Raw genomic sequence first — 12353 nt, forward strand, 5'->3', positions numbered from 1 at the left:
AGGCAACCAGTCCGGTAAAAACAACTTACCAATTTCGGGGGCGTTACTGCGGCTCTTCAACCGGGGCCGGTTCATCGGCCTGGATCTCTTCGCCGGTGCGCCCGTCGATGCGCACATCGGCCCCCTCGGGGCTATCGACGCTGGCGGCCTCTTCGATGACCCACCACATGATAAGAACAAACCCGAACAGGGCGGTAAGCACGCTGCCCCACAGGGCGATACGGTGGCGCTTTTTCTGGGTTTCGACGTCGGTCTGAGGCGCGGACATGGAATGCTCCTCCTTCCCGCAAGGCGGACAAAAGACAATTCTGCTGGCGGTTGAACCCCGCCGCACGGAACCCTAACGTCTGAACAGACCTGAAGTTCCCCTTTTCCCGGAGCATGTGATGAAGAATACCAGCGCGCAGGCGGTTCACCTGTCGGATTACACCCCCCCGGCGTTTCTGATCGATCAGGTGGCGCTGACGTTCCGCCTGCATCCCACCGCCACGCGCGTGCTGTCGAAAATCGCCTTTCGCCCGAACCCCGCGGCCACCGATCGCCGGTTCTTCCTGCACGGCGAACAGCTTCGCCTGATCGGCGCGCGGATCAATGGCGCCCCTGTCAGCCCCGAGATCACCGATACCGGGCTGACCTGCGCTGTCCCCGACGGCCCCTTCACCTGGGAGGCCGAGGTCGAGATCGCGCCGGAAGAAAATACCGCGCTGGAAGGGCTTTACATGTCGAACGGCATGTATTGCACGCAATGCGAGGCCGAGGGGTTCCGCAAAATCACCTTCTACCCCGACCGCCCCGACGTGATGGCCCCGTTCGATGTGCGGATCGAGGGCGCGGCGCCGGTGCTGTTGTCCAACGGCAACCCGGAGGCACGCGGCGAAGGCTGGGCGGAATGGCACGATCCGTGGCCGAAACCGGCCTATCTCTTCGCGCTCGTGGCCGGTGATCTCGTCTCGAAATCCGACGTTTTCACAACAGCTTCCGGCAAGAACGTGATGCTGAACATCTGGGTTCGGCCGGGGGATGAGGATAAATGCGCCTATGCACTGGATGCGCTGAAACGCTCGATGGTCTGGGACGAGCAGGTCTACGGGCGGGAATATGATCTCGACGTGTTCAACATCGTCGCCGTCGATGATTTCAACATGGGCGCGATGGAGAACAAGGGGCTGAACATCTTCAACTCCAAATACGTGCTCGCCAGCCCCGAAACCGCCACCGACGACGATTTCGCCCGGATCGAGGCGATCATCGCCCATGAATACTTCCACAACTGGACAGGCAACCGCATCACCTGCCGCGACTGGTTCCAGCTTTGCCTCAAGGAAGGGCTGACCGTGTTCCGCGATCAGCAATTCTCGGGCGACATGCGATCGCACGCGGTGAAGCGGATCGAGGATGTGCTGATGCTGCGCGCCCGCCAGTTCCGCGAGGATAACGGCCCGCTGGCCCATCCGGTGCGCCCCGAGCGCTATGTCGAGATCAACAATTTCTACACCGCCACCGTTTACGAAAAAGGCGCCGAGCTGATCGGGATGCTCAAGCGGCTGGTCGGCGACGATGGCTATGCCCGCGCGCTCGATCTCTATTTCGAACGGCACGATGGCGATGCCGCCACGATCGAGGATTGGCTGAAGGTGTTCGAGGATGCCACCGGCCGCGATCTGAGCCAGTTCAAGCGCTGGTACTCTCAATCGGGCACCCCGCGCCTGACGTTCACGGATGACTTCAACGACGGGCGGTATACGCTTCATTTCAAACAGGAAACACCACCAACGCCCAGCCAGCCGGAAAAGGCGCCGCAGGTGATCCCCATCGCCGTGGGCCTGCTGAACCCCAATGGCGACGAAGTGCTGCCGACCACCATGCTGGAAATGACGGAGGCCGAGCAGAGCTTCAGCTTCGAGGGGCTCTCCACCCGGCCCGTTCCCTCGCTGCTGCGCGGGTTTTCGGCGCCGGTGATCGTGCAGCGCGACACCACCGCCGAAGAACGCGCCTTCCTGCTGGCACATGACACCGACCCGTTCAACAAGTGGGAGGCCGGCCGCACCCTCGCCAAAGATGTGCTGATGCGCATGGTGGCCGATGGCGCCGCCCCCGGCCCGGCCTATCTGGACGCGCTGCGCGCCATGGCCGGCGACGATGCGCTGGACCCCGCGTTCCGCGCGCTGGCGCTGCGCCTGCCGTCCGAGGATGACATGGCGCAATCGCTGTTCGACAGCGGCATCACCCCCGATCCGCTGGCGATTCACGCCGCCTGCGAAAAGCTGAAAACCGCGGTCGCGCGGCACCTGTCGGATCTCTTGCCACGGCTCCACGATGCGATGGCCTGCCCCGGCCCCTACGCGCCGGATGCGCGCAACGCCGGCCGCCGGGCGCTGCGCCAGGCGGCGCTTGGCTACCTGTCGCGGCTGGACGGCGGCGCGCTGGCGGCGGCCCGCTATGCGGAAGCCGACAACATGACCGATCAGCTTGGCGCGCTGTCCTGCCTGCTCGAGATCGGCGAAGGCGCGGCCGAGGTCGCGGGATTTTTCCGGCAGTGGTCGGCGGATCGTCTGGTGATGGACAAATGGTTCGCGCTTCAGGCCGGGCTGGCCGCGCCGCACAAGGCGGCCTCGGTCGCCAGATCGCTGACCGAGCACCCGGATTTCGACTGGAAGAACCCCAACCGCTTTCGCGCGGTGATCGGCGCGCTGGCCACCAACGCGGCCGGGTTTCACGATCCTTCGGGCGCGTCTTACGATCTGGTCGCCGACTGGTTGATCCGGCTCGACGCGATCAACCCGCAGACCGCCGCCCGCATGTCGACCGCATTCGAGACCTGGGCGCGCTATGACGCCGACCGCCAGGCGCTGATGCGGGGCGCGCTGGAGCGCATCGCCGCGCGCGACGGGCTGTCGCGCGACATGGGCGAGATGGTGGGCCGGATGCTGGGGGCGAAGGGATGACACCGCGGCACGAAACCGCCGGCTTTTCGTGCAACGCCATTGGCGCGGAGCGCCGTGTAGGCTATGTGGTGGGGTGTCACATAAATTTCGCACCTTTGTGGTGACAAGGCTCATGCGGGAAAGAATAGATCCACTTATAGAAGAACGCGCGCCCTGGCTTTTCGCGCAGCATCCGTGGAGCGCACCTTCACGGGATGTGCTGACAAGGCTTCTGGGCTACCCCAGAACCGTTGCCCTGGGCGAGGCGCTTCAGCATCACCCCTCGCCTGTCATCATGGATGAAATGGCGCGGCTTCTGGCCCTGGATGTCGAGGCGACGGGGCTGGAAAACATCCCCCGTTCGGGCCCCGCGCTGGTGGTGGCCAACCACCCCACCGGCATCGCCGACGGCATCATGCTGTGGAGCCTGCTGGCCCCGATTCGGCCCGATCTGTTCTTCTATGCCAATTGCGACATCCTGCGGGTTCTCCCCCAGATGGAAACGATCATCGCCCCGGTGGAATGGCGCGAGGAAAAGCGCAGCCACGGCAAGACCCGCGAAACCATGGCCTATACCCGCAAGGCGATCGACGAGGGGCGCGTCGGCGTGATCTTCCCGTCTGGGCGTCTGGCCAAGCGGCGCGGGCTGAAGCTGCATGAACGGCCGTGGATGGCCTCTGCCGCGATGATCGCGCGCAAGTTCGATCTGCCGGTGATCCCGATCAACATCCGGGCGCGCAATTCGGTGCTGTTCTACCTGTTCGACCTGATCCACCCCACCCTGCGCGACATCACCCTGTTTCACGAAACGCTCAACAAGGGCAGCCAGCCCTACCGGATGACGGTGGGCCAGCCGATTTCGCCCGGGGCCCTGCCGGTGAAATCGGACGCGGGTATCGACATGCTGCGCCAGGCCACGCTGGCCCTTGGCGGGCGGCACGCGCCCACGGTCAGCCTGGTCGACAGCACGCGGCGGCCGAGCTGGGCGCGCACGGTTCTGTCGGGCTGAGCGTCTCGCGCCCTATTCCGGCGGAAGTTCGCTGATCCACACCTGGAAATCGGCAAGCTGATGTGTGCCGAAACTATGGGTCAGCGGCACATCGGCCGCGTCCCGCCCCTGCGCGATCAGCACCCGCCCGAAACGCGTGTCATTGTTGCGCGGATCGAAGGTCCACCACCGGCCAGACAGGTAAACCTCCATCCAGGCCGCGAAATCCATCGGCGCATAGGGCGGCGGCTGGCGGATATCGCTGACATAGCCGGTGCAATAGCGCGCCGGGATGTTCAGGCAGCGGCAGAAGGCAATCGCCAGATGGGTGAAATCCCGGCACACGCCGCGCTGTTCGGCATAGGTGCCGGCGGCGGTTCTGAAGGGGCTGGAATGCTCATAGCCGAAGCGCACGTGCCGGTTGACGAAATCGCAGACCGCCTGCACCCGCCCCCATCCCAGCGGCGTCGCGCCGAACAGGGCCCAGGCCACCTCCGACAGAACATCGGTTTCGCAATAGCGGCTGCCCAGCAGATATTGCAGCGTCTCGCTGGGCAATTCTTCCACCGGGTGCTGCCAGGCGTCGAGCTTCACCGGGTCCGGCAGCCCTTCATCGCGGATCACCCCGTCAGTGCGCAGCGTGATCCGCCCCGGCGGCGCGGTCAGCCGGTTGCACCAGTTGCCGAACCCGTCGCGGTATGCCTGAACCGGCACCGCGGGAGAGGTCACCAGCCAATCGGGGCGCTCCAGATCTCCCGCGCGGGAATAATGCACATTCAGCAGAACGATCATCGGCGTCGGCTGCGGCAGATCGTAGGTCATCTGACAGCCAAGATGAATGCGCAATATCCTGAATCCTTTTCATTTTGCTGGAAAATACCGCAACACCCGAATGCCCCCGGCGCGCGGCCCGATGCAAACAGCCTGCACCCGTTCGCCGCGCCAGTCAAACCTATTCGCGGTTGCGGCAATAAGCCTGCGCGCCGGTCCAGCGCGCCATCTCGGCGCGTTTCGCGGCATTGTGGAACGGCCCCCAGTCGGCGGCGATACCCCGCCCCCCGGCAGACACGACGCCGTCGCGCATCACCGTGCGCGCGGCGATGCGGATCGCGCAAGACAGGTTGGCCGCGCCATCCTTCAGCGCCTCGGCCGTCTGCGCCGAGCAGCCGTAGCCGCGCGCGGTGGCGGGCGAGATCTGCACCAGCCCGAACCACTGGCCGCCGCCGCCCACCGCCCCGGGGTTCCAGGTGCTTTCGTGCTTGGCCAGCGCCGAAAACAGCCCGGCCCAGAACGCGCGCCTGTCGGCGGGCGACGCGGTCGGGTAGCCGGGGCAATAGGTTTCGATATCGGCCGGAACGATCGCCGCCAGACCGGCGCCATGGGTCTGCAGCGCGGCAAGCGAGGCGTATGTCCAGTTCCGCGCCTGATCCGGCGGGCGCTGATCATCCCAGCGCATCACCGGCAGCACCGGCGAGGATGTGCTCATCGTCGCGGGCTCGCCGCCCCCCGGCAGGCCGCACCCCATGGGAAGAAGCAGGATCAGCGCGGACAGGACGAAATGTTTCATGATGCGGCCCGAAGTAAAACGGGCCGACACCGCCCGCAGCGCACAGAATGCGGCGAAACCGGCCGCCGTGCAATGCATGCGCGCACAGGGCGGCGAAACCCCGCCAACGGCCGCTGCCCCTTGCCCCTCTCGGGGCTTCTGCCTTAGAACGCCCCCGTGACCCCTGACAGGACGCCCAAAGATGCTCGACCTCAGCTATACCGCCCCCGAACCCAAAGTCATTGCCGGCGCAAAGCACGACTGGGAGCTTGTGATCGGCCTCGAGATTCACGCGCAGGTCGCGAGCAAGGCCAAGCTGTTTTCCGGCGCCTCGACGCAATTCGGCGCCGAGCCCAATTCCAACGTGTCCTTTGTGGACGCGGCAATGCCGGGCATGCTTCCGGTGATCAACGAATTCTGTGTGGCCCAGGCGGTGCGCACCGGGCTGGGGCTGAAGGCGCAGATCAACCTGATGTCGGCCTTCGACCGCAAGAACTATTTCTATCCCGACCTGCCGCAGGGCTATCAGATTTCGCAGCTCTACCACCCGATCGTGGGCGAGGGCGAGGTGCTCGTGAACATGGGCCCCGGCGTGGCCCGCAAGGTGCGCATCGAACGGATCCACCTGGAGCAGGACGCCGGCAAGTCGATCCATGACATGGACCCGAACATGTCTTTCGTCGATCTCAACCGCACCGGCGTGGCGCTGATGGAGATCGTCAGCCGCCCCGACATCCGAGGCCCCGAGGAGGCCGCGGCCTATGTCGCCAAGATCCGCCAGATCCTGCGCTATCTGGGCACCTGCGACGGCAACATGCAGAACGGCAACCTGCGCGCCGATGTGAACGTCAGCGTCTGCCGCCCCGGCGATTACGAAAAATATCAGGAAACCCAGGATTTCGGCCATCTGGGCACGCGCTGCGAGATCAAGAACATGAACTCCATGCGCTTCATCCAGCAGGCGATCGAACACGAGGCCCGGCGCCAGATCGCGATTCTGGAAGATGGCGGCGCGGTGGTGCAGGAAACCCGGCTCTACGATCCCGACAAGGGCGAGACGCGTTCGATGCGGTCCAAGGAAGAGGCGCATGATTACCGCTACTTCCCCGACCCCGATCTGCTGCCGCTGGAGATCGAACAGGCATGGGTGGATGACATCGCCGCCGGCCTGCCCGAACTGCCCGATGAAAAGAGGGCGCGGTTCGTGCTGGAATTCGGGCTGACGGAATATGACGCGAGCGTGCTGACCGCCGAGGCCGAGAATGCCGCCTATTTCGAGGCGGTGGCCGAAGGCCGCGACGGCAAGCTGGCCGCCAACTGGGTGATCAACGAGCTGTTCGGCCGGCTGAAGAAGGAAGAGCATGACATCACCGAAAGCCCTGTCAGCCCGGCGCAGCTTGGCGGCATCCTCGATCTGATCTCCAAGGGCGACATTTCCGGCAAGATCGCCAAGGACCTGTTCGAGATCGTCTATACCACCGGCGGCGATCCGGCGCAGATCGTCGAAGAGCGCGGCATGAAACAGGTCACCGACACCGGCGCGATCGAGGCCGCCGTGGACAAGGTGATCGCCGACAACCCCGCGCAGGTCGAAAAGGCCCGCCAGAACCCCAAGCTGGCCGGCTGGTTCGTGGGACAGGTGATGAAGGCCACCGGCGGCAAGGCCAACCCCAAGGCGGTGAACGAGATCGTCGCGAAAAAGCTGGGCTAGCCGGTTTCGGGCCGGCCGGGCCTGTGGCCTGACCGCCGCGCCGGGCGGAAAATTCGCGCCGGGCTTGGACTCCGGCCACCAGAAGCGTTAATTTGTCATGCGTTGAATACGGGGATGTGAGGCGGATGCCTAAATTTGAGTACAAGGTCGTTCCGGCCCCCACCCGGGGCCAGAAAATCAAGGGCGTGAAAACCACGCAGGAACGGTTCGCCCATGTGCTGGCAACCCTGATGAACGATCTGGGCCGCGACGGCTGGGAATATCAGCGCGCCGATACCCTGCCCTGCGAAGAGCGGCAGGGCCTGACCGGCAAGACCACGACGTTCCAGAACATGTTGATCTTCCGCCGCGCCCTGCCCGAACAGGCGGCCCCGGCCCCGATGCCACAGGCAGAGGAAGCCCCCAAGACCCCCGAAGAGATCGCCGCCCGCGCCGCCGCCTCGCTGACCGCCGACGCGCCCGAGGGCAAGGCGCCGCCGGCCCTTACGACACGCCCCGAAGGCCGCGCGCCGCTGCTTGGCCCGGCGCGGCTGACCGAAGACCCGGAAAAGAAAACCGGCGACGTGGCCGCCGAATAGGCGCTACCCCTCGATATGCAGGGCCAGCGCATGGATGCGGCCCACAAGATCGGCGCCCAGCGCGGCATGCACCGCACGATGCCGCGCGATCCGGCTCATGCCGGCGAAGGCGGGCGCGCTGATCTCCACCCGGAAATGGCTCTCGCCGCCGCCTGTATTTCCGGCGTGCCCGGCATGCAGATCGCTTTCATCCACCACCCGCAGGCGGCTCGGCCCGAAGGCTTCGGTCAGCTTTGTGTTAATCTCGTCAGTGACAGTCATTTTTCACTCCTGACCCCCTTCATTCCTCGCTCCAAATGCCTAAACTCTTACGTCCGAGTCGAAAAGGTGGCTGGCCATGAGTAAGAGGGATCCGTTCGGATTCGATATATCCGTTTCGTCCGACAAAAAGAAACGCACCCGCGGCAGGCGCGGCATGTCGGGGGCTTTCGAGACCTCGACCAAGAAGTGTGAGCATCCGGGCTGTGAAGAACAGGGGCAGTACCGCGCCCCCAAATCCCCCGACCATCTCGACCAGTATTTGTGGTTCTGCAAGGATCACGTGCGCGAATACAATCTGAAATGGAATTTCTTCCACGGCACCACCGAGGAAGAGATGGAAGCCCAGATGGAAAAGGATCGCGTCTGGGAACGCGAAACCAAGCCCTTCGGGAAACCGACAGAGGAACAGCGCGCCTGGGCCCGGCTGGGCGTGGACGATCCGCATCAGGTTCTGGGCGAAAACGCCACGCGCAACCCCGGCAAGGGCGGTGGCAGCACCCGCCGCCTGCCCCCCACCGAACGCAAGGCGCTCGATATCCTCGAGGCGCGCGATCACTGGACCAAGACCGAGATCCGCAAACAGTACAAATCGCTGGTCAAGGATCTGCACCCCGACATGAACGGCGGCGACCGTGCCGACGAGGATCGCCTGCAAGAGGTCGTCTGGGCCTGGGATCAGATCAAGGAAAGCCGCAGCTTTCAGGACTGAGGCGTACGCGCCTCAGTGGCTTGTGAGGGTGCCGCCGTCACTGGCGACCCGGTCAAGCTGTGCGGCGACCATGATCAGATCGTTCAGCACATGTTTCGACCACCACCCGGCCCCTTCATAAGCGGTATGCTCCACAAGACGCGACGCAAGGCGCACCGCGAAAGTGTATTGCGCGGCGCGCGGCCAGCCTTCGGTCGCATCGACGATTTCCTGAAAGATACAGTCGCACATCGATTCGCTGTTCATGTTCAACCGCTCGATGTCTTTGTTCTGTTTCACGCCGGCAACTCACTTTACTGAAAGTTATATACTCTCCGGCCCCTCCGGGCCGACACCGCCTTCACGGCAACAATCATTGGTTAACGCCGAGACCCGCATATCGGTTCCCGCCTTGGCCAAGTCGCGCCAATCTAAGTATCGGAATATGAAAATCAACGGCGGATCGGGCCGAAACCCCTGAATTCCCGCGGCAGACGCCAGTGTGACGTGACGTTACAAAATGCCTGACTAGGCCGGCTCGAACCGCAGGCTGACCCCGTTCAGGCAATGGCGCTTGCCCGTCGGCTTCGGCCCGTCATCGAAGATATGGCCCAGATGGCTGCCGCAGCGGCGGCAATGCACCTCGGTCCGCAGCATCAGGAACTTGCGGTCCTGTTTGGTTTGCACCGCGCCGGGCAAGGCCTGCCAGAAGCTGGGCCAGCCGGTGCCGCTGTCGTATTTCGCGGCCGCGTCGTAAAGTGGCAGGTCACAGCCCCGGCAGTGAAACAGGCCGGCCCGCTTTTCATCGTTCAGCGGGCTGGTAAAGGGGCGCTCCGTGCCCTCCCGGCGCATGACGCTGTATTCCAGATCGCTCAGCATCGCGCGCCACTCCGCATCGCTGCGCGTCACCTCGAAAGAGGCGGCCAACAGCGCGCGCGGCACGCCCGCCAGCAGCGCGGCCGCACAGGTGGCCTTCAGCAATCCACGACGGTTCATTTCCCGAACTCCTCGCTCTGCGGTTATGCGTGCCGCCTGTATTACCATTTAACCATCGACACATCACAACAGGCGGCACGCCCCGGATGGCAATTGGCGCGGGGCGATACCAGAACAAGGTTCACCACACGCTGCCCCGCAGCCCCCAGGTTGAAGACTATACGAACCAGAACGAAAATAGTTTCACGTTCCGGTCAAATTTTTTCCAAATTCTACAGCGCGGTAACCACGCCGACCGCCAGAACCCGCCCGGTCGGCGCCCCGGTGGGCGAGCCGCCGGGCGGCTCGTCGCTGATGGCCATAACCGCGTTGCGGAACTGATCGGCCAGCGCCTCGGGCACCGCGATCCGGCCGCGCCGTTCGGGGGGCAGCACCCCAAGCGACACCGGCGCGCCTTCACCCGCGATCAGCCACAGCTCCAGCACACGCCCCTCGGCCGGGGCGCCCGCCACCCGGTTTATCTGAAGCACACCCGCCCCGGCATCGAACACCGCAGCCATCTGCAGCGCGTTGTCTTCGGTGGCGATCTGGCTGACGAACACCGGCGCATCCCCCGCCGGCAGCAGAACCACCGGGCGCATCAGTACAAATGCCAGCGCCGCCGCCCCGACAAGCGCCGCCCCCGCCAGCCCGCGCCACAACGACAGGCTCGACCAGATCCCGCGCCGCGCCTCGCGGCCGAACAGCCGGTCCTCCAGCGCGCCCCGCACATGCGGCCCCGGCGCCACCTCGTCAAAGCCCTGGGCCAGCGAAATCAGATCCTCGTCCCAGGCGCGCACCTCGTCGCGCAGCACCGCGCTCTCGGCCATCTCGGCCTCGAAGGCGCGCCGCTCGAACGCGCCCATCAGGCCAAGCACATATTCCGCCGCCCGGCTTGCGTCGTCTCCGGTGATCTGTCGCCCGTCGGTCATCTTGTCAGGCAATCCCTCAGTTTCAACAGGCTCCGGCGGAGCCAGGTTCGCATCGTGTTGACAGGAACGCCGCTGCGGTCGGCAAGCTGCTGATAGCTGTAGCCTTCCAGATAGGCGCCGCGCACCGCATCGGCCTTGTCATCCTCCAGCTCTTCCAGACACCCGTCGATCGCCGCGCGCTGCGACGCGGCCACCGCCAGAGCCTCTGGCCCAGGCCCCCCGTCGGGCACCGCATCGGCCTCCGCGCCCATCCCCTGGGTCAGGGCCTGGGCCGCGCGCAGCCGGTCGATCGCGTGGTTGCGCGCGATGGTGATCAGCCATGTCATCGGGCTGTAGCCCCCGGCGATGAACTTGTCGGCATTGTACCAGATCTTGACGAACACCTCCTGCAACGCGTCTTCGGCCGCCGCCCGATCCTTCAAGATACGCAGGCAGACGCCAAAGAGTTTCGCCGAGGTGCGCGCATAAAGCGACGAAAACGCCGCACGGTCGCGCATGCCCACCTGTGCAATCAGAACTTCAATCTCTGCCCGCGTCGCCATGTGCCTGTAATTTTCCTGTTCGCCGTGGGCAGAATACGCATCCTGGGTGCGAAATGAAGGACAAAGATACATGCGCGGGAAGTGACGCGGCCGGCGGGCTTCCCCTTGAACCCCCCGGCGATATGTTCCACTAAATCGTCTGGGACGGGCGCGCGTGCACATCCCGTGTGAAAGGTATGGCGATAATGGCGGACGGCACCATGGACATTGACGCAAAACCCTCTGAGGAGATCTCGGTTCGCGAAGTTTTCGGAATCGACACTGATATGGTGGTCCGGGGCTTTGCCAACCGCACCGACCGGGTGCCCGAACTGGACAGCACCTACAAGTTCGATCCCGACACCACGCTGGCGATTCTGGCCGGGTTTTCCCACAATCGCCGGGTGATGATCCAAGGCTATCACGGCACCGGCAAATCCACCCATATCGAACAGGTGGCCAGCCGCCTGAACTGGCCCACCGTGCGCGTTAACCTCGACAGCCACATCAGCCGGATCGACCTGATCGGCAAGGATGCGATCAAGCTGAAAGACGGCAAGCAGGTGACCGAGTTCCAGGAGGGCATCCTGCCCTGGTCGCTGCGCAACCCCACCGCGATCGTGTTCGATGAATATGACGCGGGCCGCGCCGATGTGATGTTCGTGATCCAGCGGGTGCTGGAGGTCGACGGCAAGCTGACCCTGCTCGACCAGAACGAGGTGATCACCCCGCACAAGTATTTCCGCATCTTCGCCACCGCCAACACCGTGGGTCTGGGCGATACCACGGGCCTCTATCACGGCACCCAGCAGATCAACCAGGGCCAGATGGACCGCTGGTCGCTGGTGGCGACGCTGAACTACCTGTCGCATGACGCGGAATCGGCGATCGTTCTGGCCAAGAACCCCACCTACAACACCGAAAAGGGCCGCAGGATCGTCAGCCAGATGGTGACGGTCGCGGATCTGACACGCACCGCCTTCATGAACGGCGATCTGTCCACGGTGATGAGCCCGCGAACCGTTATTGCCTGGGCGCAGAACGCCACGATCTTCCGCGATATCGGCTATGCCTTCCGGCTGACCTTCCTGAACAAATGCGACGAGCTGGAGCGGCAGACGGTCGCCGAATTCTATCAGCGCTGCTTTGACGAGGAACTGCCGGAAAGCGCCGCCAGCATGAGCTTGGGCTGATCTTCGGGCGGGCCCTCATGCGGAGGCCTGCCGCGG

14 protein-coding genes are annotated in these 12353 nt (G+C 64.5%); 6 read left to right on the forward strand and 8 right to left on the reverse strand.

Features of this window, described 5'->3' with window-relative positions:
- Positions 1-43: 43 nt before the first annotated feature.
- Entirely contained in the window at positions 44-268 is a 225-nt protein-coding gene (locus tag GGR17_RS01055) for a hypothetical protein (RefSeq protein WP_054538447.1), read from the reverse strand.
- Between the two features lie 118 nt (positions 269-386).
- Between GGR17_RS01055 and pepN the strand changes: the two genes are divergently transcribed.
- Positions 387-2945, forward strand: coding sequence for an aminopeptidase N (gene pepN / locus GGR17_RS01060; protein WP_054538446.1), 2559 nt, complete (start codon positions 387-389; stop codon positions 2943-2945).
- A 112-nt stretch (positions 2946-3057) separates the two neighbouring features.
- Positions 3058-3933, forward strand: a complete 876-nt coding sequence (locus GGR17_RS01065) for a lysophospholipid acyltransferase family protein (protein ID WP_082386552.1) — start codon at positions 3058-3060, stop codon at positions 3931-3933.
- 12 nt (positions 3934-3945) lie between these two features.
- On the opposite strand, the gene GGR17_RS01070 is transcribed toward GGR17_RS01065, so the two are convergent.
- Both GGR17_RS01070 and GGR17_RS01075 read right to left on the reverse strand, forming a co-directional pair.
- The gene (locus GGR17_RS01070; RefSeq protein ID WP_054538445.1) at positions 3946-4758 is read right to left on the reverse strand and encodes a transglutaminase-like domain-containing protein; all 813 of its coding nucleotides are present in this window, start codon (positions 4756-4758) and stop codon (positions 3946-3948) included.
- A gap of 106 nt (positions 4759-4864) precedes the next feature.
- A complete protein-coding gene (locus GGR17_RS01075) occupies positions 4865-5479 on the reverse strand; it encodes a transglycosylase SLT domain-containing protein (RefSeq protein ID WP_054540346.1) in 615 nt (204 codons plus the stop codon).
- 181 nt (positions 5480-5660) lie between these two features.
- Here GGR17_RS01075 and gatB point away from each other — a divergent pair, with 181 nt between their 5' ends.
- Together gatB and GGR17_RS01085 are read left to right on the forward strand one after the other, a co-directional pair.
- Complete coding sequence (gene gatB / locus GGR17_RS01080) at positions 5661-7169, forward strand: Asp-tRNA(Asn)/Glu-tRNA(Gln) amidotransferase subunit GatB (RefSeq protein WP_054538444.1); 1509 nt, start codon at positions 5661-5663, stop codon at positions 7167-7169.
- Between the two features lie 125 nt (positions 7170-7294).
- Positions 7295-7747: a DUF4177 domain-containing protein gene (locus GGR17_RS01085; RefSeq protein ID WP_054538443.1), complete on the forward strand. Its 453-nt coding sequence runs from the start codon at positions 7295-7297 to the stop codon at positions 7745-7747.
- A gap of 3 nt (positions 7748-7750) precedes the next feature.
- Here GGR17_RS01085 and GGR17_RS01090 read toward each other — a convergent pair whose 3' ends face one another.
- Complete coding sequence (locus GGR17_RS01090; RefSeq protein WP_054538442.1) at positions 7751-8008, reverse strand: BolA family protein; 258 nt, start codon at positions 8006-8008, stop codon at positions 7751-7753.
- Between the two features lie 76 nt (positions 8009-8084).
- Here GGR17_RS01090 and GGR17_RS01095 point away from each other — a divergent pair, with 76 nt between their 5' ends.
- Positions 8085-8717, forward strand: a complete 633-nt coding sequence (locus GGR17_RS01095; RefSeq protein WP_037208305.1) for a J domain-containing protein — start codon at positions 8085-8087, stop codon at positions 8715-8717.
- Between the two features lie 12 nt (positions 8718-8729).
- Here the strand turns inward: GGR17_RS01095 and GGR17_RS01100 are convergent, their stop codons facing one another.
- The 4 genes from GGR17_RS01100 to GGR17_RS01115 form a co-directional block, all read right to left on the reverse strand.
- On the reverse strand, positions 8730-8996 hold the full coding sequence (locus GGR17_RS01100; protein WP_037208307.1) for a hypothetical protein: 267 nt from the start codon (positions 8994-8996) through the stop codon (positions 8730-8732).
- Between the two features lie 228 nt (positions 8997-9224).
- A complete protein-coding gene (msrB, locus tag GGR17_RS01105; RefSeq protein WP_054538441.1) occupies positions 9225-9692 on the reverse strand; it encodes a peptide-methionine (R)-S-oxide reductase MsrB in 468 nt (155 codons plus the stop codon).
- A gap of 212 nt (positions 9693-9904) precedes the next feature.
- Positions 9905-10603 carry an anti-sigma factor gene (locus tag GGR17_RS01110; protein ID WP_054538440.1) on the reverse strand — a complete coding sequence of 233 codons (699 nt, stop codon included), beginning with the start codon at positions 10601-10603 and terminating at the stop codon, positions 9905-9907.
- Positions 10600-11145, reverse strand: a complete 546-nt coding sequence (locus GGR17_RS01115; RefSeq protein ID WP_037208313.1) for a sigma-70 family RNA polymerase sigma factor — start codon at positions 11143-11145, stop codon at positions 10600-10602. The genes GGR17_RS01110 and GGR17_RS01115 overlap by 4 nt, the downstream gene beginning before the upstream one ends.
- Before the next feature lie 185 nt (positions 11146-11330).
- On the opposite strand from GGR17_RS01115, the gene cobS reads away from it, so the two are divergent.
- The gene (gene cobS / locus GGR17_RS01120; protein ID WP_054538439.1) at positions 11331-12317 is read left to right on the forward strand and encodes a cobaltochelatase subunit CobS; all 987 of its coding nucleotides are present in this window, start codon (positions 11331-11333) and stop codon (positions 12315-12317) included.
- The last annotated feature ends 36 nt before the right edge of the window (positions 12318-12353 follow it).

The organism is Actibacterium naphthalenivorans (genome assembly GCF_014196965.1).
GTDB classification, from domain to species: domain Bacteria; phylum Pseudomonadota; class Alphaproteobacteria; order Rhodobacterales; family Rhodobacteraceae; genus Actibacterium_A; species Actibacterium_A naphthalenivorans.

Excerpts from the sequence above, each read along its gene's own strand:
- GGR17_RS01055 (WP_054538447.1), bottom strand. The coding sequence starts at position 268 with ATGTCCGCGCCTCAGACCGACGTCGAAACCCAGAAAAAGCGCCACCGT.
- pepN (WP_054538446.1), top strand. The coding sequence starts at position 387 with ATGAAGAATACCAGCGCGCAGGCGGTTCACCTGTCGGATTACACCCCC.
- GGR17_RS01065 (WP_082386552.1), top strand. The coding sequence starts at position 3,058 with ATGCGGGAAAGAATAGATCCACTTATAGAAGAACGCGCGCCCTGGCTT.
- GGR17_RS01075 (WP_054540346.1), bottom strand. The coding sequence starts at position 5,479 with ATGAAACATTTCGTCCTGTCCGCGCTGATCCTGCTTCTTCCCATGGGG.
- gatB (WP_054538444.1), top strand. The coding sequence starts at position 5,661 with ATGCTCGACCTCAGCTATACCGCCCCCGAACCCAAAGTCATTGCCGGC.
- GGR17_RS01085 (WP_054538443.1), top strand. The coding sequence starts at position 7,295 with ATGCCTAAATTTGAGTACAAGGTCGTTCCGGCCCCCACCCGGGGCCAG.
- GGR17_RS01090 (WP_054538442.1), bottom strand. The coding sequence starts at position 8,008 with ATGACTGTCACTGACGAGATTAACACAAAGCTGACCGAAGCCTTCGGG.
- GGR17_RS01095 (WP_037208305.1), top strand. The coding sequence starts at position 8,085 with ATGAGTAAGAGGGATCCGTTCGGATTCGATATATCCGTTTCGTCCGAC.
- msrB (WP_054538441.1), bottom strand. The coding sequence starts at position 9,692 with ATGAACCGTCGTGGATTGCTGAAGGCCACCTGTGCGGCCGCGCTGCTG.
- GGR17_RS01110 (WP_054538440.1), bottom strand. The coding sequence starts at position 10,603 with ATGACCGACGGGCGACAGATCACCGGAGACGACGCAAGCCGGGCGGCG.
- GGR17_RS01115 (WP_037208313.1), bottom strand. The coding sequence starts at position 11,145 with ATGGCGACGCGGGCAGAGATTGAAGTTCTGATTGCACAGGTGGGCATG.
- cobS (WP_054538439.1), top strand. The coding sequence starts at position 11,331 with ATGGCGGACGGCACCATGGACATTGACGCAAAACCCTCTGAGGAGATC.